This is a genomic window from Candidatus Phyllobacterium onerii (assembly GCF_028331445.1).
GTDB lineage: Bacteria > Pseudomonadota > Alphaproteobacteria > Rhizobiales > Rhizobiaceae > Phyllobacterium > Phyllobacterium onerii.
This window is the reverse complement of record NZ_JAQMHX010000003.1, coordinates 349,735-370,724: the sequence shown is the minus strand read 5'-3', so window position 1 is coordinate 370,724 and position 20,990 is coordinate 349,735. Positions and strand designations below refer to the sequence as shown.

Sequence of the window (20,990 nt, the reverse complement as noted above, 5' to 3'; positions counted from 1 at the left end):
GGCGGTTGCAAACGCATAGTAAATAATTTCTACTTCTCTTGGAACATTGGCATATTGTTCTGCGAACTTAGGGCCCGAGATTGCTAGCATGCGAATTCGACAACGAAACCAGTAGGATACGGATGAAATCCTACAGTAGCTGCAGGGAAAACCATGATCTTGAAAAGTGTCGCCTCAATTGGGCTTGGCGTTTTGGTAGCATTGACGGCGGCAACGTCCGGCTTTGCGCAGACAGTGAAAATTGGCAGCAAGAATTTCACTGAACAGTTCGTTGTTGCTGAAATCTATGCGCAGGCGCTGGAGAAGGCCGGCATCACGGTCGAGCGCCGGCTGAACCTCGGCGCTACGCTCATCGCACATTCGGCGCTGACAAGCGGCGAAATCGATCTCTATCCGGAATATACCGGGACCGCGCTTGCTGCGGTGGTCAAGGGCGACCTGTCGGGCTCGGCCGACAAGATCTACAAGGACGTCAAGGACTATTACGAGAAGAACCTGCAATTGACACTGCTCGAGCCAACGCAGATCAACAATGGCTATGCCATCATTACGCTTCCCGAAACCGCTGAAAAATACAAGCTCAAAACGCTGACGGATCTTGGTCCAGCTTCCAAGGAGCTCTCCTTTGGCGCCGAAGGCGGTTTTGGCGAACGCAAGGATGGTCTGCCGGGGTTGAAGCAGGTTTACGGGATCGAGTTCAAGGATTTTCGCATCTTCGCCAAGCTTGGTATCCGCTACAGCGCGCTCACGAGCAAGAACATCGATGTGTCCTATGGTTTCAGCACCGACTGGCAGATCGCTGACAGCGGCCTCGTTGTTCTTGACGACGACAAGCATCTTTTCCCTCCCTATTATCTTGTGCCTGTCGTTCGCCAGGATGCCTTGGCGAAAAACCCGAAGATCGCTGAAGTGCTCAACAAGGTCAGTCCGCTTTTGACCAACGAGATCATGCGTGACCTGAATGCGGCCGTCGAACGCGACAAGAAGGAACCAAAGGAAGTCGCTGCAGAGTTCCTGAAAGAAAAAGGTATTTGATTATACTCGGCGGAACCGCAGAGTTTCGCCGATCATTTGAACGTGTATGGCGGAGATGACCACATCTCCGCTATTTCATTGCTGAAGCGACCATGCAGGCAGGACAGTACCCTTGAACTGGGCTCCCAAAAACATTCCGGAAATACTCATTGCTACGTGGCAGCATCTGGTGCTCTCGGTTTCCTCGGTGCTGATCGGGCTGGTGATCGCGTTAATCCTCGGGATCATCTGCGCGCGACGGCCAAAGCTGTACGCGGTCGTCTTGACGATAACCGGCATCATTTTCGTCATCCCCAGTCTGGCGCTATTCGCACTTTTGATCCCCTGGCTTGGCCTTGGGACAAAGCCGGCGCTGGTTGGACTGTCGTCTTATTGCCTGCTTATTCTCCTGCGCAACGTCGTAACCGGATTGCGGGGCGTACCGGCCGATGTTCTCGATGCCGCAGATGGCATGGGTTACAATACCTGGCAGCGGCTTGTCGGGATCGAACTTCCTCTCGCACTGCCCCTCATTGTTTCGGGCATACGAATTGCCCTTGTTACCGTGATCGGCATAGCCACCGTAGCGGCCTTCATCGACGGCGGCGGGCTTGGCACGATCATTCTCATGGGGATCGATCAGAACTATACCGAGAAAATACTCGTCGGCGGCATTTTGACATCCTTGATGGCGATCTTCTTCGATGTTGTGCTCAGTCAGGCCGAGAAATATCTGGTTCGGGGGAGGGCATGATATGTTGATTACCGCCTTCACTTGGATCATCAATCATCAGCCGGAATTCTACCAGGCGCTTGGCCAGCATCTGATCATGTCAGGCGTCTCGTTGGCCTTCGCGTTGGCCATTGGACTGCCGCTGGCGATCCTGATCATCAACCGGGGCGGCCTCGCCTTCGCAGTCATCAATACGATCAATGCCCTGCGCACGATTCCCAGTCTCGCAATCCTCGCTATCATGATGCCGCTTCTTGGCATCGGATTGTGGCCGTCCATCGTGGCTCTGACCATTCTCGCTTTGCCGCCGATCCTGCTCAACGCCTTTATCGGATTGCGCGACGTCGACCCCGATGCCGTGGAAGCTGCAACGGGTATGGGCATGAGCAGGGGGCAGGTCCTGCGCAAGATACGCATTCCCCTTGCAGCCCCGGCCATGTTTGCGGGCGCTCGCACCGCCGCCGTTCAGGTGCTGGCCGGTGCTACGCTTGCTCCTTTCATAGGTGGCGGCGGCCTCGGAGATTTCATCGCCGTCGGCATCAGCATGATGGATATGTCGAGGCTGCTGGTTGGCGCCATTCCCATTGCGCTGCTCGCCCTGACGACCGAGTTTACTCTCGGCATCGCCGAAAAAGTCTTTTTTGCAGAGAGATCTACCGCATGATCACCATGGAACATGTGACCAAACGTTTTGCTGCGGACGGACCGGCTTCAGTCGACGATCTTTCGCTCGTCGTTCCAGAAGGGACGACAACAGCGCTCATAGGTCCATCGGGCTGCGGCAAGACCACGACAATGCGGATGATCAACCGCCTGATCGATCCGACGGAAGGCAAGATCATCGTCAATGGCGAGGACGTCACGAAGGTCGACCCGGTCGAACTGCGCCGGCACATTGGCTACGTGATCCAGCAGGTCGGTCTGTTTCCGCATATGACCATTGCTCAGAACATTGCGGCGGTGCCGAAATTGCTCGGCTGGACTGAAGCGAAAATTACCAGCCGTACGGAAGAACTGCTGGATCTGGTCGGGCTTGACCCGAGCGAAATGCTGAAGCGCTATCCCCGCCAGCTCTCCGGCGGGCAGCGCCAGCGTATCGGCGTGGCCCGCGCGCTTGCAGCCGATCCACCCGTGCTGTTGATGGATGAGCCCTTTGGTGCGATCGATCCGATCGCCAGGACGAGACTTCAGGACGAATTTCGCCAGATATTGCGTCGCGTGCGCAAGACGGTTGTGCTCGTCACCCATGATCTCGACGAAGCCATCCGGCTTGGCGACCGTATCGCCATCATGAAAAGCGGCAAGATCGTCCAGTACGATACGCCGGATGCAGTGCTGTCTCACCCCGCCGACGCTTTTGTGGAAAATTTCGTCGGGATAGACCGCGCGATCAAACGGCTCAGCCTGTTCACTGTGAACGATGCGATGAACCCTGCCGCGCCGCGCACGGGTGCCAGTACGGTTGCACCGACCAGCAGTCTGCGCGACGCACTGGCGTTGATGGTTGCCGCCAATAGCGACGTTCTTGCCGTTGTTGACGAGAGCGGCGCAGTGAAGGGGCAATTGACACGGGACGCTATTTTTGCGGTCTGACGGCCGGTACGAAAGCAAGGGTAATCCAGCAATGCACATCGGAATATCGATCACGCCGTTTGGCCATCATCCCGCCGCCTGGCGGGAGAAGTCGGAAGATGCGATTCATTTCAACGCTTTGGCGGCGCAGGTGAAGAAAGCAGAAGAAGGCGGGTTGGACTTCGCATTCTTTGCCGATCGGCTTGGTCAGCGGCCCCTGAACGATCTGTCGCCGCAGGCCGTGCCTTTTGAGCCGACGACGCTGGTTGCGGCGCTTGCCACTGTCGTCCGCCGGATCGGGCTGATCGCAACCGCTGCAACCATCCAGCACGAACCTTACAACCTCACGCGCCGCTTTGCCTCGCTCGATACGATCAGCAAGGGCAGGGCTGGGTGGAATGTCGTGGTTCCGTCGGGCGTAACCGCGCGCGATCAGGAATATCTCGATGTGGTCCACGGACTTTGGGACAGCTGGGAGGATGACGCCTTTGTTTATGACAAGGCCTCAGGCCGTTTTTTCCTGCCGGAGAAAATGCACCTTCTCGATCACAAAGGTGAGTATTTCACCGTGCGTGGTCCGCTCAACGTCAATCGTTCGCCGCAAGGCAAACCAGTTGTTTCGCACGTGCTAACGGCTGATACCGCCGAGATTGCCGCGCGGTCGGCTGAACTTGTTTTCATTGATCCGGCGTCGATGGACAAGGCGAGGACGCTTGTCTCCGATTTCACGCAGCGGCTCGAACGTCACGGCCGTAAACGGTCCGAGGTGAGGATCCTTGCAAATGTCATTCCGTTCATCGGCGCTACCAAATCTGACGCACAGCAACTCCATGACAGACTGGATACGTTGTCGCCCGATGGAGAAAGGCTTTGTGGGTTTGAGGTCATAGGCACGCCCCTCGATGTGGCGGATGCGTTGCGAGCGTGGTCAGGCATTGTCGATGGTTTCACCGTCCTTCCTCCGGTGGCGCCGGAAGGTATCGACGCCTTTGTTGATCACGTCATACCGGAACTTCGAAAGCGCGGCCTGTTCCGCAACTCCTATGAGGGCAACACGCTGCGCGAGCATCTTGGAATGCAACGTCCGCGCCATCCGGCCAGCCAAGCAGCGGAGCAAACATCATGAGCAAAGCACAGATGAAGCTTGGCGCCTTTCTTATGGCAGGCGGCCATCATATCGCGGCATGGCGGCATCCGGACGCGGTTGCCGAAGCCGGTGTGGATGTCGATCACTTCATAGCCCTGACGCGCCTCGCAGAATCTGCCAAATTCGACATGGTTTTCTTTGAAGATGCTGCCGCGATCCGCGAGCGCAACATCAACACCGCGAGCCAGGCTGCGCGTTCGACCATGTTCGAGCCGTTGAGCCTGCTCGCGGCGCTGGCGGTCAATACGTCCCATATCGGCTTGGTCGCTACGGCCTCCACGACCTACAACGAGCCCTATTGCCTTGCGCGCACACTGGCCTCCATCGATCAGTTGAGCGGTGGTCGGGCTGGTTGGAACCTCGTCACGTCTGCGAGCGAACTCGAGGCGGAGAATTTTGTTTCAAGCGGCTTGCGGCCCCATGCGCAGCGCTATGAGCGTGCCGAGGAATTTGAACAAGCCGCAAGGGCGGTCTGGGACAGTGTCGATACCGGCGCTTATGTCGTCGACGGAAAAAGCTACGCTGACCGATCCAAACTACATCCCGTCGATCATCACGGCACACATTTCGCTGTCAGCGGACTTCTCGACAGCCCGCGTTCGCCGCAGGGTCGTCCGTTGATGGTGCAGGCCGGTGCTTCGGACGCGGGCAAAAACCTCGCAGCGCGTACAGCGGATGTGGTGTTTGTGGCGGCCCAGACCTTGCAGGAAGCTCAAAACTACTATGCTGACTTGAAATCGCGCATGCCGGCCTTCGGCCGAAATCCGGACGATCTGAAGATCCTGCCCGGTGTGTCGCCCATCGTCGGCCGAACCGAAAGCGAAGCGCGGGCGAAATATGATGCCTTGCAGGAACTCATTCCCGACGAGGTCGGTGTGGCGTTGCTCGCCAGCTATCTCAGCATCAAGGACCTGTCGCAGTACCCGCTGGAAGGACCGTTGCCTGAAATGCCAGCTACCGATGGCATTCAAAGCCGGCAGCAGCTGATCATCGATCTTGCGCGACGCGAGAATCTGTCTATCCGGCAGGTGGCTCGCAATTTCGCCGGAGCGCGCGGCCATTGGCAATTGATCGGCACACCGGCGCAGATCGTCGATGAACTGGAGGAGCGGTTCCATGGCAAAGCGGCGGATGGCTTCAACGTGATGGGTGCCTATTTCCCGGGGGCGCTTCAGGATTTCATCGACCTGGTTGTTCCTGAGTTGCGTCGCCGCGGCCTCTTTCGCAATGAGTATGACGGGCGCACATTGCGCGAAAATCTCGGAATCACAATCCCGGCACATGCAGCATGAGCAACATGAAACCCATTTACATCGACTATCTGAATGCGCTCGACATCGATGCGCTGGCGCTGACGGATGCCGAAATTCTCGGTGCAATCGAAACCTCGCTTGCCGCGCAAGGCAATGGCGATACCGTCATTGAGCCGCGAGTGCACCTTGAACCGGATGCAACTTTCAATGGCCATTTCAACGTGTTGCGGGGATATGTTGCGCCTTTGAATCTGGCTGGCGTAAAGATCGTCGGGGACTTTGTCGACAATTACAAGCTGAACTACCCGTCAGAATTCGGTGTGCTCAATCTGTTCGATCCACGTACCGGTTCACCGCGCGCTATCCTTGACGCAACGGTCATCACCGATATGCGCACGGGCGCGGTGACTGCACTCGGCGCAAAATATCTCGCGCGCAAGAATTCGAAGATCCTTGGCCATATCGGAGCGCGCGGCACGGCCTATTGGAATGTAAGGCTCCTTGATCATCTCTACAATTTCGACGAGATCCGCGTGCATTCGCGTCGTCCCGAGAGCCGCAACGCCTTTGCCGAGAAACTCTCCCATGATCTTGGCAAGCGGATCATCGTCACCGATGATTGGCGCTCCTGTGTCGAAGGTGCCGACATCGTCGTTGAAGCGTCGCGCCTGCCGGAGCCGCAATCGATGTTGAAAACGGAATGGATCAAGCCCGGCGCGTTCGTCGTGCCTTACGGAACAATGAGCGCGGTGGAGCTGTCGTTGACCGACATCATGGACAAGCTCGTCGTCGATGACTGGGGCCAATGCAAGGGCGGGAAATTTGGGTCCCTGCGCGCGCATGTGGAGGCGGGAAAACTGTCAGAGCAGACGTTGCATGCTGAGCTCGGCCAGATCGTCGCCGGACACAAGTCCGGCCGTGAGAATGAAGATGAGACAATCCTGTTCTGGCATCGGGGCTTGTCGTTAAGCGATATTGCGCTTGGTTACGCCCTGCTGGAGAAAGCCAAAGCCTCCAATATCGGCCAGCGGCTGCGCTTTGCATGAGCCCTGTCGTCTTCAGTGGAGCGACCACCACAATCGCTGATATCGCAGCGATCGCCCGTGGGAATGCGGCGATCGAAGTCGAGCCCCATGTGTACGGCAGGCTGGAAAAGGCGCGGGCGATCCTCGACAGAGCTGCAGCATCCGGACAGCAAATCTACGGTCTGAATACTGGGCTTGGCGCTAATTTGAAAACATCGGTGACCGAGGACATCAGCGCATTCCAACAGCAATTGGTGCGCGGGCGCGGCATGGGTGTTGGCCCGTCCCTGGAGCGCGATGTTACCCGCGCGGTCATGGCCACGCGGCTTTCAATGCTGGCTGTCGGGGGATCCGGAATTTCTCCGTCAGTTTTCAATGATTTGCTGGCGTTGCTCAATAAACAGATTCATCCTGTTATTCCATCCATTGGCTCCATAGGAGCTGGTGATCTCGTCCTCCTGGCGGCTATGGCATCGACGCTGATCGGCGAAGGTTCTGCAGAATATCAAGGTAAGGTCTACCCATCTGCTCAGGCTTTGAAAAAGGCAGGCCTTGAACCATCGGCGCTTGGCCCGAAAGACGGGTTGTCGCTGCTCAACGCCTCAGCGGTTTCGGTCGGACGGGGTGCACTCGTTGCGACAGACGCTGCTGTGCTTCTGGATTTTCAGCGTGGAGCGGTCGCCCTGAGCTTCGAAGCTTTGGGCGGCAATCCACACATTCTGACACCTGCGATCCAGATTGCGCGCCCCGCTGCGGGTCAGGTGGAAGAGGCGGAAAAGCTTTTGGCATTGCTTGAAGACTCGTCATTGCTGGAAGCAAGGACAGCGATTCAGGATCCACTTAGCCTGCGTTGCGCGGCGCCCATTCAAGGGGCACTTGCCGATGCCCTGAGGGCCGCGACAGACGCGATCGAACTTGAGCTCAATTCGGCCGCGGATAATCCGCTGGTGATCATTAATGAAGCGCGAGTACTGTCGACGGGAAATTTCCATACGCCGTCGCTGGCGCTGGCTTTCGAAACACTTGGTCTCGCCATCGCACAAGCGGCACTCGGCAGTGCTGCACGCTTCATACAAATCACGGCCTCTGGGCGTCATGGCCTGCCGCGGTATCTGAGCCCAGTCGGCGGGGCGTCTGCCGGTTTTGTACCTTTGCAGAAGACAGTAGCCGCAATCGTTGGTGCCATTCGTCACAAGGCCAATCCAGTGTTGCTCGATTTCCTTGCCGTTTCCGAAGGAGTCGAGGACCACGCGACGCAGACGCCGCTCGCGGTAGCAAAATGTGCGGAGATTGTCGATTTGTGGCGACAGCTGGTTGCCTGCGAGATGCTGGCCGCGGCGCAGGCCATAGATCTGAGGCCGGAACTTCGCTGCGGCAGGGGGACGAGACAAACTTATGATTTCGTTCGGGCAGTTTCGCCCAAGCTGGAAGCGGACAGGGCGCTCGGAGCGGATGTTTCGGCATTGGTGGACAGCTTGCGCCAATGATCGAGATGTCGCCTTAAACGATCGGTCCCCGTGTCGCCGGATATGCAACGGTTTGGACACCTTTGCACGCTAGAATGGTGAACGAGTTGTATATTCGTCACCGATAAGTTTCATGATCTGCTCACCATCTGCCGCCAAGTTTCCGCAACACTATCGAAACGCTAAACTCTTGACGTCAGTCTAAGAACAGAACATTTGACTTATTTCCGCGAATAACATCGACTAAAGTAGGGTGCTGTAAAAGCAGCGTTTCTTGAAAAGCTGGATAGTCATGACGGTCGTGCGGAATCTTTTGTGGGCGCCAACAATAGGCTTATCCTGGCTGTGGGGATTGGGTTTCTTTTATTCCATCCACGTCACTCTGACCTATGGTTGGCTGGGGTTTTTTGGTTTTGCCATAGCCAATGTCGCCGGGCTCTGGCTGTTTGGATTTATTCTCGGGCGGACCAAGCGGCCGCCCGATCAGATCATCAAAGATATTGAAGGCCGCTACGCCGGCGTGTTTCTGCTGTTTCAGATGGCCGCGCTGGTTGTGACGATCTTCGGGTTTGTCGCCTATCTCTGGCAGCCTATCGTGGGTGAGGGATCGGCGCTCGGCGTTGCGCTGTTGTTGCTGTTTGCGTGTGCCATCGGTCATGCACTGTCGTTACAGCAACTCAAGCTGTTGCATATCGTCTATACGGTCGTCGGTGTGGCCGCAGGCATTGTCCTGCTCATCGGACTGCGGCAGACATCAGACTATCCGGGTGTGCCGTTAGAAAAGTTCGATAGCCGTTTCTACGGTCTGATCATGCCAACGCTGATCGGTTTCCTGCTTGGACCGTGGCTCGATATTCAGCATTGGCAGCGGGCGGTTACCATCAAACGCGAAGGTGGCGATGTTGGCATGGCCTATGGTGTCGGCGCGCTGATGTTCTTTGGCTTTTTGTTCCTTAATGCGCTTACCGCTTCGGCAGTCGGCCCGATCGGCAGCATTCTGTCTATCGATGGCCTTCCAAGCGCCCAGGGATCCGTCTCGGCAGCTACGGTTCTTGCTGCGGAAAATGGCCAGCCATATCTGGCGGTTGCCTTTGTCATCTGGACTGTCATTGCCCTGGCTTCAACCGTGGACAGCTTTTATTGCGCAACATCCTGGTTCCTGAAGGGCAAAAATCTGCGCAGCAACAGCCCCTTGCTTGCTCTCATCCCGGACGGCGTCGCTTCATCGCCGCTTTGGCTGTTGTTTGGCGCTGCCTGGATTGCCTTCACGGCGGTGCCCGCGAATTTTTCGCTGATGTATTTCATGATGCCGTTCGCAACCCTGTTCGTCAGTGCGTCGGCGAACTTGGTATGCGAGGCGCTCGGCGCGAAGCCAAAGTTCGATCCGGTGCTCAGCTTTATGATCGGTTGCGGCTCGTCGCTGATATTCATCATCGGCTATATCCAGCCGGTGCCAGGATTCCTGTTCATCTCTCCTTTCATCGGTCTGATAGGCGCTTTGCCAGTTCTCATCGAACTGTTCGGACCGGCCTCGAAAGCCATTCCCGTTGAGATCGTCGATCAACCTATCCGGATGATGTCGCCTACACCACTTACTACCGTCTCGGGAAGCGACGACGTTTCGCCATCGCATGGATTCGACGGTGAGTGGTTCGTCATGCAGCTCGTCCCCACATATGATGATACGAATTCCGTGGGAAACGTCTATTTCGCCAACTACGTGCGCTGGGTCGGCAAAGCACGGGAATTGTTCTTCAACGTCTGCATGCCCGATTTCGACCTGGCAACGACGCGGTTCTATATCCTCACGCGGTCATTCACCCATGATTACCGTCGCGAGTCGAAAGAATTCGAGCAGATCACCGTGCGCATCAAGATTGCGCGCCACAATCGGAAATTCGTGACGTTGCAGCATGAGATCCACAGCGCCGCACAAGGATTGCTCGGGCATGGCGAGCAGTCATTGATGTTCGTCGACCGCGACCACTACAATCCGCTCGATATTCCGGGAGAAGTGATCAAAGGGTTCCTGCCATATTGGCCGAAGGATTCGCGTTTGTCCGCGAACTACCGGCCAGTAAATATTCAGGATGCTGCCAAGCGGCAGGCGTGATCTCAGCGAACCGTTCGAGCCTTACGTGCCTGAAGAGAGAGAACCGCTTCTATTCAGTATGAAAGGCTCTAGCTGGCAACCTGGTATCGGTCACGATCGAAGGCGAGCAGCTCGAAAGTCTTCTCGACGGGTTCTGCCGGGCTGAACAGGAAGCCCTGCACCTGATCGCAGCCCTCCTTTTGCAGGCAGGCAAGTTGCTCACGGGTCTCGACGCCTTCGGCGGTGATCTTCATGCCCATACTGGCTCCAAGGCCCATCACAGCACGAATGATCGCAAGGCTGCCCCGGTTGTGCGGAAGGTCGCGCACGAAGGACTGGTCGATCTTGATTTTGTCGAACGGCATCTTGCGCAGGTAACTCAAGCTGGAATAGCCGGTGCCAAAATCATCGAGCGCGATGCTCACCCCCATGGCGCGAAACTGGCGCAACAACGAAATCGCGGCGACATTCGCCTCGAGGAAGACGGATTCCGTGATCTCCAGCTCCAGCCGATTGGGCTTGAGCTTGTTCTTGGTCAAGGCATCGCGGACGATGGACGCCAGGTCGGAGTGCCGGAACTGGATCGCCGAGATATTGATTGCAACGTGGATTTCCTGCGGCCACGACACGGCGATACGGCACGCTTCCTGGATGATCCATTCGCCGAGCGGAATGATATTGCCCGTCTCTTCTGCGATCGGGATAAAGATAGTCGGAGAGATGAAGCCATGCACCGGATGCTTCCAGCGCAGCAGCGTCTCGAACCCGACCGTCTTGAGTGTCTGCGCCGAAATGATGGGCTGGAAATGAAGGATGAACTCGTCCCGTGCCAGAGCGCCACGCAGGTCCATGGCGAGCGCACGTTTGGCTTCGATGCGCGCATCCATTTCCACTTCGTAGAAGCGGAAACTGTTGCGGCCCTCATTCTTGGTCCGGTAGAGCGCCAGATCGGCGCAGCGCATGATGTCGTTGACACTGTCGGTCGGCGCAATGGCTATGCCGACGCTGATGTGAATGTTGATCTGGATACCGTCAATCCAGAAGGGTTGTGCAATGCTTTGAACGAGCTGCTCGGCGAGTTCGGTGGCAGCAGTCTGGTCGGCGCCACGCGCCAGGATGGCGAATTCATCGCCGGAAAGGCGGGCAACGACATAGGTTGCGGGTGCTGCGCCACGCAGGCGGTCGGCCACCTGTTTGAGCAACTGGTCGCCGATGCCGTGACCAAAACTGTCATTGACCGTCTTGAATTCATCAAGATCGATACAGAACACAGCAAAACTGCGCAGCCCTTTTTCGAGGTCCTTGGTGGCCTGCGAGAGCTGGTCGGTAAACAGCGTACGGTTTGGCAGATCGGTCAGCACATCGTAGCGGGCAAGATAGGACAGTTGATCGTCAGACTGCTTTGCAGCGGTCACATCGGAGCCAACGCCGCGGTAGCCGACAAACTGGCCTGCGTTGTCGAAAATCGCCTTGCCGGTGAGCGACCACCAACGGGTCTCCCCCTTGATGTTGATGGGCAGGATATGGTTGCGGAATGTCGTGCGGTTCTCGATGGCCTGCCAGATCGAACCAACCTTGACCGCCTCTTCAGCATGGGACTGATCGATCTTGAACAGTTGCGCAAAAGGCATGCCTTGCAGCTCCTTGGTCGTTTTCGCGGCAATCTGCGCCAGACGCGGCGATGTATGCTGGAGCTTCAGGTCGGCGTCGGTTTCCCAAATCCAGTCGCTGGCGTTTTCTTCGAAGTCATACAGCAACAGGCTGATAACCTCCTTCTGCTGCTCGACCTTGATCTGGTCCAGCGTGCGCATAACGATAAGATTGCTCATGTGGACGATGGTGAACAGAATGAAGAGCGCATAGAAGGCGAGCAGGATCGCGATGAACAGAAAGAAATCTTCACCGGTCGACGCAAGCGCGAAGAATGAACCGGTAATGATTGTGCCCGAATAGGCGATCGCAGCCAGGGGTACCACTGCCACGCCGATGCCGGTTGCCATGAGACCTGCTGCTGTGCATGCGATCAAGAGCCTATGGTAGGGATCAGCGTCGAGAAACAGCATCAGGGGAATACTGGCAAGGCAGATGCCGTAAAGCGCGGATATGATGATCAGGTATTTGATCGCATCAAAGCCAAGCTCCTTGACCTTGGGCACCGTGTACCATTGCCAGCAGGCGAAAAGGGAGCCCGCAGTCATGAGCGCGACCATTATCGACACACCGGCGAGATAGGGGCGGGGGCCGAGGTCCCAGAAAACGAACGCGACGACAAACACAACGCACATTGCCACCAGAACCGTAAAAGGCGCGAGCCTCAGTGCAACGTCCATCTGCTCCGCATAGACACGACGCTTCACTGCCGGGTTGATAGCACCCCGCATACCGAACATCGATCGGATAGCGTCAAAAGTATGAAAATTGGACAATTGCACGCACAGACCTCAGGCAGGTGAGTTCATCTTTGACCCATGTTAGTTTTTTTACGTTCGGCATTGGTTAATATACTTAGCATTTTTTCTATTAGTTACCAATGTCTTTATGGCCTAGCGTCGCGCTTTGGTTAAGATAAAATTCGCGACTACAGGGTATTAGTGCGAGAAAAGACGTGAATTTTCTTCATATATGAGTATATCAACAATCTATACGATAAATCTCAAAGTAATATTTCTGAAACAACTTTTTTCTATTCAAATGTATTCCGTCGCTCAATCTACTCGATTTGCTGCGCAGTCAAGTAAGTAGTTCTTTAGAATTAGCTCTTATCGGCCAAATTTCAAGCGCCCGGAGTCGAAATTTTCCCCGGTACAGAGCCGATGTGCTGACCGATGCGGCCGTTTTGGAAAGACATTCCCGCAATTGATACAAATATGAAACCCGCTGCGTGTCGTCGGGCGACAACATTGCGTATCGTCATCTCTGCCGAGGCCTTCCGGCCACCCAAGATGTCTCAAACAGAGCTGAAAATGTTGATGCCTGTCGTCAAGGTCTATCGAAACGCGAAGATGGTCTGTATAGACCGCCCTAAAAAGGTAACAGGGCGGACGTGCGAGCTCCGCAAATGAACATGGCAGTTTTGAGAAATACGGCAACGACTACGCCGCAAGTGCTAACAGGTAATGAAGCGGCTGTGCCCGAGGCCGCCAATCCCATGGTTGTCTTCGAAGGCGTTGCCAAACGCTTTGCGGCGGGGAAAACTGGCGCCGAAGTGGTAGCGCTGAACGATATAGACCTCGTGGTGCCCCGTGGATCGGTAACCGGGATCATTGGCCGTTCAGGAGCGGGCAAGTCGACGCTGATCCGGCTCGTCAATGGGCTTGAAAAGCCGAGTTCTGGCCGCATCCTCGTTGACGGCGTGGATATCGCCGGACTGGACGAGAAAAATCTACGCGCTGTGCGCCGCTCGATCGGCATGATCTTCCAGCATTTCAATTTGCTTTCCTCGCGCACTGCATTCGGGAATGTTGCGCTGCCGCTGGAAATTGCCGGCATGGACAGCCAAGACATCGAAGAGCGCGTGGCGCCCTTGCTTGATCTGGTCGGCCTCTCCGACAAGCGCGACCGGTATCCTTCCGAGCTTTCGGGCGGCCAAAAACAGCGCATCGGCATCGCGCGCGCTTTGGCAACCGAACCAAAGCTGCTGCTGTCCGATGAGGCGACATCGGCGCTGGATCCAGAAACCACGCGCTCTATCCTTGCCCTGCTCCGGAAGATCAACAAGGAACTGGGACTGACCGTGCTTCTGATCACCCATGAGATGGAGGTGGTTAAGGCCATCGCCGACCATATTGCCGTGATCGATGGCGGCCGCATCGTCGAACAAGGCCCGACATTCGATGTGTTTACCGGGCATGTGCACGAAACCACCAAGGCCCTACTCGGTGGTCTTGCAGGCATGCATTTGCCGGAGTTCCTGACTAGCCGGATGTCGCAGCGACCGGAGCCCGGCTCCCGGACTATTCTTCGTGTCATATTCAAGGGTGAAAATGCCACGGAACCGATGTTGGCGCGGCTTGGAAGCGATCTTGGCATCGAGGTCAATATCATGGCCGGTGCAGTCGATGAAATCGCGGGGCGTCCTTTCGGCATGCTGGTAGTTTCCTTGCGTTCCGAAGAAGCAAAAATTGCCGAGGCCCGGCAGTTCCTTGCCAATCACGGCCTATCATCGGAGGTGGTCGGCTATGTCCGCTGATATCATCGCTCTCATCGTCAAGGCCACGGGCCAGACGCTGTATATGGTCGCGGTCGCCGGACTAATTGGTTCATTGTTGGGCATTCCGCTCGGCGTGTTTCTGGCGACGAGCGGGCGAGGCGAGCTTTTCGCGGCGCCTTGGGTGAACAAGGTGCTTGGCGCCGTCGTCAATGCCACACGTTCGACGCCGTTCATCATTCTGGTCGTTGCCATCATTCCGTTCACCCGGCTCGTTGCCGGCACATCCATAGGAACCACTGCTGCGATAGTGCCGTTGACGATTGCGACAATCCCCTTCGTTGCTCGTCTGGTCGAAACGGCAATTCGTGAGGTCGATCCTGGTCTCACGGAAGCAGCGCGCGCAATGGGTGCAAGCCCGATGCAGATCGTCTTCAAGGTGCTGCTTGCAGAGGCGCGCCCCGGAATCACCTCTGCACTAACCCTGACGATCGTCAGCTTGATCGGTTACGCGGCAATGGTTGGTGCGATTGGCGGCGGCGGCCTTGGCGACCTTGGCATCCGCTACGGCTATCAACGCTTCATGCCTGACGTCATGGCCGTCGTCGTTGTGGTGTTGATCGTACTTGTTCAACTTGTCCAGAGCGCCGGTGACCGATTGGCGCGGCAATTCGACAAGCGCAGCCGTCCCCGTTGAATTTATTATAAAAGCAGGAGAATGAAATGTTGAAGAAAATACTGGGTGTAGCAGCCTTGGCGGCGATCTTCGGCGCGACAAGTGCGCTGGCTGAAACGATCAAGATCGGGGTTACACCGGGCGAGCATGCGCAAATTCTCGAAAAGGTCGCGGAGGTCGCCAAGCCCAAGGGTCTCGATATCCAGATTCTCGAGTTCTCGGACTACGTTGTTCCAAATCAGGCATTGAACGACGGCGAGCTCGATGCAAATTCCTTTCAGCACAAGCCTTACCTCGACAATCAGATTACCGATCGTAAATTCGACATCGTCGATGTCGCCTATACCGTGAATTTTCCGATGGGCGTCTATTCTAAAAAAGTGAAGAGTTTCGACGAGTTAGCCGACGGAGCTACGATTGCGATTCCGAATGATCCGACCAATGGTGGCCGTGCCCTGCTCATCCTCGCCGATAAGGGGGCGATCAAGCTGAAGGACGGTACTGGCCTGAAGGTCACGCCCGCCGACATCACGGAGAACAAGAAGAATTTCAAGTTCGTTGAACTTGATGCCGCCCAGCTACCGCGTTCGATTGATGACGTCGATGCCGCGGCGATCAATACAAACTATGCTTTGGAGGCCGGACTTGACCCCATGAACGGCACGATTCTGAAAGAAGGCGAGAAAGCTCCGTACGTCAATCTCATCGCTGTCCGTACTGCTGACAAGGACAAGCCCTGGGTGAAGACACTCATTGAGTCTTACCATTCGGATCCGGTCAAGCAGTTCATTCTCGACAAGTACAAGGGTGCAGCCGTTCCAAGCTGGTAAATGCCAGCAAGCGAACGCCATCGCAATGCTAGGTGTAAGAAACAGCGGGCGGCGATCGACTAGATTCGCTTGCCGTCCGCGCCGAACAGATGCAGTTTTTGTTTCGGGATAATGACGCGCAATTGATCATCGGTGTTCGATGTTGACCGCCCTGGAACGCGCACGACAACCCTTTCTCCGCCGATGATGCCATACACATAGCTTTCGGCGCCGACCGGCTCTACACCCAGAACCTTGAGATCAAGCGCCAGTCCGCCGATATGCGTATCGGTGCCAGCGGACACCTCAAGATCTTCTGGACGGAAGCCGATCAAGGCTCCCGTCAATGGAATGGATAGCCCCTCTGCACCGATGCGTGTGCCATCCTTCAGAACCAGTCCCGAATGGTCGGCCTTGACCGGCACAAGGTTCATGGGCGGTGCGCCAATGAAGCTTGCGACAAAGGTGCTGGCTGGCTTCTCGTAGATATCGAGCGGTGCGCCGATCTGTTCTACCGAACCGGCATTCATGACGACGAGGATATCCGCGAGCGTCATAGCCTCAAGCTGGTCATGGGTAACATAGACGCTTGTCACGCCCAGCTGCCGCTGCAGGTTCTTGATTTCGACGCGCATTTGCCCGCGAAGCTTGGCATCGAGATTGGAAAGCGGCTCATCGAAAAGAAATACTTTCGGGCTGCGGACAATGGCACGGCCCATAGCGACGCGCTGACGCTGACCGCCTGAAAGTTCTTTTGGACGACGTTCCAAAAGCTGAGTCAATTCAAGGATTTGAGCTGCGTCTTTTACACGTTTGTCGATCTGATCCTTTGGCATACCCCGATTGCGCAGGCCATAGGCCATGTTGTCGTAGACCTTCATATGCGGGTAGAGCGCATAGTTCTGGAATACCATTGCGATGTCCCGCTCGGCAGGTCCGAGTTCATTGACCACCTTGTTGTCGATTTTGACTGTGCCGTCGGTGATAGACTCCAGACCCGCGATCATACGCAGCAAGGTGGACTTTCCGCAGCCGGATGGACCGACCAGCACGCACAGGGCGCCATCTTCGATGGCAATGTTGATGCCTTTGACCGCTTCGACGGAGCTACCATAGACCTTGCGAACATTGGTCAATTCTACATTTGCCATATCAGTATCATTTCTCCGTTTCGACCAAACCGCGCACGAACCAGCGTTGCATGAGAACAACAACGAGGATTGGGGGCAGTATGGCGAGAATGCAGGTCACCATCACCAAGTGCCATTCGGTATCGGCATCGGCGAAGGATATCATCTTGCGTAGACCAATGACGATGGTCGACATCTCGTTGCGGTTCGTCATCAGAAGTGGCCAGAGATACTGCGTCCAGCCATAGATGAAGAGGATCACGAACAAGGCCGCGATGTTGGTCTTGGATAGCGGCAGCAGGATATCCTTGAAGAATCGCCATGGTCCTGCGCCATCGACGCGGGCAGCTTCGACAAGTTCGCCGGGGATGGTCATGAAGAACTGCCGGAATAGTAGCGTGGCCGTTGCAGACGCCATGAGCGGCAGGATCAACCCCGTATAGGTGTCGATGAGGCCGAGATCGACCATGATCTTGTAGGTCGGCAGGATGCGAACCTCGACCGGTAGCATCAGGGTTATGAAAATGAGCCAAAAGAAGATCATGCGGCCGGGAAAACGGAAGAAGACGATCGCATAGGCAGAAAGGATCGAGATACAGATCTTCCCGATGGCAATGCCCAGCGCCATGACCAGCGTGTTGAACAGGAGTCGGTCTACGCCCACACCGCCGATACGGCCTACGCCGCCGAAGAGCGCTGCGGAATAGTTCTCCCAGAAGTGTCCGCCTGGCAGCAATGATAGGGGTGGGCGCAATATTTCCTGGAGCGTTTGCGTCGAGGCGACGAAGGTGTAGTAGATCGGGAAGGCCACGATCAATATACCGATGATCAATATCACATGGGCGATCAGGCGGCCGACAGGATTGTTCTGGATCATGAGCTTTCCTCAGCCGTAGTGCACTTTGCGCTCGACATAGCGGAACTGAATAGCCGTCAAGCCGATAACAATGATCATCAGGATCACCGACTGAGCGGCCGAGTCACCCAGGATGAGGTTGACGAAGCCGTCATTGTAGACCTTGTAGACGAGCGTCTCCGTAGCTTTGCCGGGGCCGCCTCCCGTGACCGCGTGGATGATGCCGAACGTGTCGAAAAAGGCATAGACCGTGTTGACGACCAGCAGAAAGAAGGTCGTTGGAGCCAGTAGCGGAAAAACGATGGTCCAGAAGCGCTTGGTTTCGCCCGCGCCATCAATCGCTGCCGCTTCGATCAGCGATTTGGGGATCGATTGCAGACCAGCGACGAAGAACAGGAAATTGTAGCTGATCTGCTTCCACGCCGCGGCTGAGACGATCAGCACCATTGCTTGATCGCCATTGAGCAGCGGGTCCCAATTATAGCCTGCCGAACGGACGAGATGCGCAAGCGTTCCCATCGATGGATTGAACAGGAACAGCCAGAGCATGCCGGCGATGGCTGGTGCGACCGCATAGGGCCAGATCAAAAGCGTTCTGTAGATGCCTTTGCCGCGGATAACCTTGTCGGCCATGACGGCTAAGAGAAGAGCAAGCGCCATCGCGATGAGCGCTGTGGCTACGGAGAATATAACGGTGACTTGAAGCGAGTTCAGATAGTTCGGATCTCCGAGGACGCGCCGGAAATTATCCAGACCGACAAATTGTGTAGACAGCCCGAACGGATCTTCGCGCAAGACGGACTGATAGATCGCCTGCGATGCGGGCCAATAGAAGAATATTGCGGTGATGGCGAGTTGCGGTGCCAGCAGCAGATAGGGCAAAAACTTGTTCGGAAAAGTGACGCGTGTTGACGATGCCATGAATGCCTCGTTTTGAAATAGCCCGTCCGTAAAATTACGGACGGGCTGTCATGAAATGAAGATTACTGGCCGATTGCCTGCTTTATCGCAGCGTTGCCACGCTTGACGGCGTTATCCAGCGCCTGCTGGGCGGTCTGTTTGCCCGAAAGCATATTTTCGAACTCTTCGTTTTGGATGTCGCGAACCTGCGGCAGGTTGACGAGGCGAACACCCTTTGAATTCTCAGTCGGTGCCTTGCCCATCATCTGCTGGATCGGCGTTTCGCGACCGGGATTCTTATCGTAGAAGCCGGACTTCTTGGTTTCCTCATAGGCGGCCAACGTTACCGGCAAATAGCCCGACACCTGATGCAGGCGTGCCTGAATCTCGGTCTTGGAGAGGAAGTTGAAGAAGGCTGCGACACCTTTGTACTGCTCGTCGCTCTTGCCCGCAAAAACCCAAAGGCTTGCGCCGCCGGGGATCGTGTTCTGTGGCGCATCTTTGGCATCCGGGTCATAGGGCAACGGGCCTGTTCCGTAGTTCATACCCGATTTGATCACGTCGCCGAGACCGCCCGATGAATCGTTGTAGATGCCGCATTCGCCGGAAAGGAAGAGTGGTTTGGCTTCGGAAGTACGACCTCCGTAACGGAAAGTACCATCCTTTGCGAGATCGGCGAGTTCCTGGAAATGCTTGACATAGATTGGCGCATTGATCTTCAGCTCGACATCGACGCCGCCGATACCGTTTTCATTCGAACCCCAAGGCAGGTTGTTCCAGGCGGCGAAGTTTTCGGTGTGAATCCAGGTCAGCCAGGCCGAGGTATATCCGCATTTGGCTGCGCCGCTTGTCTTGATCTTCTTCGCAGCGTCCCAGACTTCCGGCCATGTCTTGGGCGGCTTGTTTTCATCAAGCCCGGCCTTCTTGAAGATGTCCTTGTTATAGAAAAGGATCGGCGAGGAACTGTTATACGGGAAAGACAGCATCGTGCCGTCCGGCTTGGAATAATAGGCGACAATTCCAGGCAAATAGAGGCTCTTGTCGAACTTGGCACCGCCCATCGAAAGAATGTCGGCGACCGGTTTGATCGCGCCCTCGGCGGCCATCATCACGCCGGTGCCCGCATCAAACACCTGAATGATGTCTGGCGCCTGCTTGGCGCGGAAGGCGGCAATGCCGGCATTCAGCGTTTCGGGATATGTGCCCTTGAACACCGGAACCACTTTGTAGTCGCTTTGGCTTTCGTTGAATTCCTTGGAAAGCGTGTTGACGACCTCGTTGTTGGCACCAGTCATCGCATGCCACCAGCTGATCTCGGTGACGGCGAAAGACGAGGTGGATGAGGCGAGGACAATGCCGAGAGCAAGGCTCAGTGAAGTGCCGCGAATAGTCATGTGAATCTCCCATACACATAAGGCGTCGTCTGAAGTGCGCGCTTGAGGGCAGTATCGCCATTATGTGACAGGGAAACAACAGTTTTGTGACTGGAAGCTCATACCTTGGTTCAAGGCTGTGGAAAAATGCTCAGCTGTTCACTTTGAGGCCCTGTTAAACAAGCACAACGCCGGCCTTGCGCATTTTTGCGGTCATGGCAGCGAGCGAACCGCCAAGATCGATCCCGCGACATGCGTCGAGCAGGACCTCCGCAGTAAAGCCGTGCTCGATAGCGTCCAACGCCGAATATGCCACGCAATAGTCAGTCGCGAGACCTGCGAAGGTCACGTTGGTAATGCCGCGCTCGTGTAAATAGCCGGCAAGTCCCGTAGGGGTCTTGCGGTCGTTTTCGTAGAAAGTCGAATAGCTGTCGATATGCGGATGAAAACCCTTGCGGACCACCAACTCGGCTTTTGTCCAAACCAGATCCGGATGAAAGTCCGCACCTGAAGATCCCTGGATACAATGATCGGGCCAGAGCACCTGCTCTCCATAGGGCATCATGATTGTTTCGAACGGCGCCTTGCCGGGATGCGACGATGCAAAACTTGAGTGCCCGGGTGTGTGCCAGTCCTGGGTAAGGACGACGCGATCGAAACGCTGCATGAGCTTGTTGATGATCGGAACAATCTCGTGCCCCCCATCGACTCCTAACGCCCCGCCAGGACAGAAGTCATTCTGCACATCGACGACGATCAGCGCGTCCTTGGCCATCTCGATTCTCCAGTAAGGTGAA

The 20,990-nt window shown here is 56.0% G+C and carries 18 protein-coding genes; 12 read left to right on the top strand and 6 right to left on the bottom strand.

Going from position 1 to position 20,990, the window contains the following annotated elements; genetic code table 11:
* Positions 1-153 precede the first annotated feature (153 nt).
* The 9 genes from PHA01_RS09800 to PHA01_RS09760 all read left to right on the top strand — a co-directional run bounded on the left by PHA01_RS09800 (position 154) and on the right by PHA01_RS09760 (position 10,323).
* Positions 154-1,035 carry a glycine betaine ABC transporter substrate-binding protein gene (locus tag PHA01_RS09800; protein ID WP_112531761.1) on the top strand — a complete coding sequence of 294 codons (882 nt, stop codon included), beginning with the start codon at positions 154-156 and terminating at the stop codon, positions 1,033-1,035.
* A gap of 112 nt (positions 1,036-1,147) precedes the next feature.
* Complete coding sequence (locus PHA01_RS09795; RefSeq protein ID WP_271894808.1) at positions 1,148-1,768, top strand: ABC transporter permease; 621 nt, start codon at positions 1,148-1,150, stop codon at positions 1,766-1,768.
* 1 nt (position 1,769) lies between these two features.
* Positions 1,770-2,411, top strand: a complete 642-nt coding sequence (locus PHA01_RS09790) for an ABC transporter permease (RefSeq protein WP_114432354.1) — start codon at positions 1,770-1,772, stop codon at positions 2,409-2,411.
* A complete protein-coding gene (locus tag PHA01_RS09785; protein ID WP_271894807.1) occupies positions 2,408-3,340 on the top strand; it encodes an ABC transporter ATP-binding protein in 933 nt (310 codons plus the stop codon). Before PHA01_RS09790 ends, PHA01_RS09785 begins: the two co-directional genes overlap by 4 nt.
* A 31-nt stretch (positions 3,341-3,371) precedes the next feature.
* Positions 3,372-4,445, top strand: a complete 1,074-nt coding sequence (locus PHA01_RS09780) for an LLM class flavin-dependent oxidoreductase (RefSeq protein ID WP_271894806.1) — start codon at positions 3,372-3,374, stop codon at positions 4,443-4,445.
* Positions 4,442-5,758 (top strand): LLM class flavin-dependent oxidoreductase, encoded by a 1,317-nt coding sequence (locus PHA01_RS09775; protein ID WP_271894805.1) that lies wholly within the window; start codon positions 4,442-4,444, stop codon positions 5,756-5,758. Before PHA01_RS09780 ends, PHA01_RS09775 begins: the two co-directional genes overlap by 4 nt.
* A 5-nt stretch (positions 5,759-5,763) precedes the next feature.
* A complete protein-coding gene (locus tag PHA01_RS09770) occupies positions 5,764-6,765 on the top strand; it encodes an ornithine cyclodeaminase family protein (RefSeq protein WP_271894804.1) in 1,002 nt (333 codons plus the stop codon).
* Positions 6,762-8,231, top strand: a complete 1,470-nt coding sequence (locus PHA01_RS09765; protein ID WP_271894803.1) for an HAL/PAL/TAL family ammonia-lyase — start codon at positions 6,762-6,764, stop codon at positions 8,229-8,231. Before PHA01_RS09770 ends, PHA01_RS09765 begins: the two co-directional genes overlap by 4 nt.
* 253 nt (positions 8,232-8,484) lie before the next feature.
* Complete coding sequence (locus tag PHA01_RS09760) at positions 8,485-10,323, top strand: acyl-CoA thioesterase (protein WP_271894802.1); 1,839 nt, start codon at positions 8,485-8,487, stop codon at positions 10,321-10,323.
* 68 nt (positions 10,324-10,391) lie between these two features.
* On the opposite strand, the gene PHA01_RS09755 is transcribed toward PHA01_RS09760, so the two are convergent.
* Positions 10,392-12,734, bottom strand: coding sequence for a putative bifunctional diguanylate cyclase/phosphodiesterase (locus tag PHA01_RS09755; protein WP_224511903.1), 2,343 nt, complete (start codon positions 12,732-12,734; stop codon positions 10,392-10,394).
* A gap of 716 nt (positions 12,735-13,450) precedes the next feature.
* Between PHA01_RS09755 and PHA01_RS09750 the strand changes: the two genes are divergently transcribed.
* The 3 genes from PHA01_RS09750 to PHA01_RS09740 are packed head-to-tail and all read left to right on the top strand — an operon-like array spanning position 13,451 to position 15,955.
* Entirely contained in the window at positions 13,451-14,491 is a 1,041-nt protein-coding gene (locus PHA01_RS09750; RefSeq protein ID WP_271895080.1) for a methionine ABC transporter ATP-binding protein, read from the top strand.
* Positions 14,481-15,146, top strand: a complete 666-nt coding sequence (locus PHA01_RS09745; RefSeq protein ID WP_271894801.1) for a methionine ABC transporter permease — start codon at positions 14,481-14,483, stop codon at positions 15,144-15,146. The genes PHA01_RS09750 and PHA01_RS09745 overlap by 11 nt, the downstream gene beginning before the upstream one ends.
* Before the next feature lie 29 nt (positions 15,147-15,175).
* On the top strand, positions 15,176-15,955 hold the full coding sequence (locus PHA01_RS09740; RefSeq protein WP_271895078.1) for a MetQ/NlpA family ABC transporter substrate-binding protein: 780 nt from the start codon (positions 15,176-15,178) through the stop codon (positions 15,953-15,955).
* 59 nt (positions 15,956-16,014) lie between these two features.
* Here PHA01_RS09740 and PHA01_RS09735 read toward each other — a convergent pair whose 3' ends face one another.
* The 5 genes from PHA01_RS09735 to pncA all read right to left on the bottom strand — a co-directional run bounded on the left by PHA01_RS09735 (position 16,015) and on the right by pncA (position 20,968).
* A complete protein-coding gene (locus PHA01_RS09735; protein ID WP_271894800.1) occupies positions 16,015-17,085 on the bottom strand; it encodes a sn-glycerol-3-phosphate import ATP-binding protein UgpC in 1,071 nt (356 codons plus the stop codon).
* 7 nt (positions 17,086-17,092) lie between these two features.
* Entirely contained in the window at positions 17,093-17,941 is an 849-nt protein-coding gene (ugpE, locus tag PHA01_RS09730) for a sn-glycerol-3-phosphate ABC transporter permease UgpE (protein WP_271894799.1), read from the bottom strand.
* A gap of 9 nt (positions 17,942-17,950) precedes the next feature.
* Positions 17,951-18,841: a sn-glycerol-3-phosphate ABC transporter permease UgpA gene (gene ugpA, locus PHA01_RS09725; protein ID WP_112531774.1), complete on the bottom strand. Its 891-nt coding sequence runs from the start codon at positions 18,839-18,841 to the stop codon at positions 17,951-17,953.
* A gap of 62 nt (positions 18,842-18,903) precedes the next feature.
* Positions 18,904-20,214 (bottom strand): sn-glycerol-3-phosphate ABC transporter substrate-binding protein UgpB, encoded by a 1,311-nt coding sequence (ugpB, locus tag PHA01_RS09720; RefSeq protein ID WP_271894798.1) that lies wholly within the window; start codon positions 20,212-20,214, stop codon positions 18,904-18,906.
* 154 nt (positions 20,215-20,368) lie between these two features.
* Positions 20,369-20,968 carry a bifunctional nicotinamidase/pyrazinamidase gene (gene pncA, locus PHA01_RS09715; protein ID WP_271894796.1) on the bottom strand — a complete coding sequence of 200 codons (600 nt, stop codon included), beginning with the start codon at positions 20,966-20,968 and terminating at the stop codon, positions 20,369-20,371.
* Positions 20,969-20,990 lie beyond the last annotated feature (22 nt).

Excerpts from the sequence above, each read along its gene's own strand:
- PHA01_RS09770 (WP_271894804.1), top strand. The coding sequence starts at position 5,764 with ATGAAACCCATTTACATCGACTATCTGAATGCGCTCGACATCGATGCG.
- ugpB (WP_271894798.1), bottom strand. The coding sequence starts at position 20,214 with ATGACTATTCGCGGCACTTCACTGAGCCTTGCTCTCGGCATTGTCCTC.
- PHA01_RS09735 (WP_271894800.1), bottom strand. The coding sequence starts at position 17,085 with ATGGCAAATGTAGAATTGACCAATGTTCGCAAGGTCTATGGTAGCTCC.
- ugpA (WP_112531774.1), bottom strand. The coding sequence starts at position 18,841 with ATGGCATCGTCAACACGCGTCACTTTTCCGAACAAGTTTTTGCCCTAT.
- pncA (WP_271894796.1), bottom strand. The coding sequence starts at position 20,968 with ATGGCCAAGGACGCGCTGATCGTCGTCGATGTGCAGAATGACTTCTGT.
- PHA01_RS09775 (WP_271894805.1), top strand. The coding sequence starts at position 4,442 with ATGAGCAAAGCACAGATGAAGCTTGGCGCCTTTCTTATGGCAGGCGGC.
- PHA01_RS09765 (WP_271894803.1), top strand. The coding sequence starts at position 6,762 with ATGAGCCCTGTCGTCTTCAGTGGAGCGACCACCACAATCGCTGATATC.
- ugpE (WP_271894799.1), bottom strand. The coding sequence starts at position 17,941 with ATGATCCAGAACAATCCTGTCGGCCGCCTGATCGCCCATGTGATATTG.
- PHA01_RS09745 (WP_271894801.1), top strand. The coding sequence starts at position 14,481 with ATGTCCGCTGATATCATCGCTCTCATCGTCAAGGCCACGGGCCAGACG.
- PHA01_RS09790 (WP_114432354.1), top strand. The coding sequence starts at position 1,770 with ATGTTGATTACCGCCTTCACTTGGATCATCAATCATCAGCCGGAATTC.
- PHA01_RS09800 (WP_112531761.1), top strand. The coding sequence starts at position 154 with ATGATCTTGAAAAGTGTCGCCTCAATTGGGCTTGGCGTTTTGGTAGCA.
- PHA01_RS09750 (WP_271895080.1), top strand. The coding sequence starts at position 13,451 with ATGGTTGTCTTCGAAGGCGTTGCCAAACGCTTTGCGGCGGGGAAAACT.
- PHA01_RS09785 (WP_271894807.1), top strand. The coding sequence starts at position 2,408 with ATGATCACCATGGAACATGTGACCAAACGTTTTGCTGCGGACGGACCG.
- PHA01_RS09780 (WP_271894806.1), top strand. The coding sequence starts at position 3,372 with ATGCACATCGGAATATCGATCACGCCGTTTGGCCATCATCCCGCCGCC.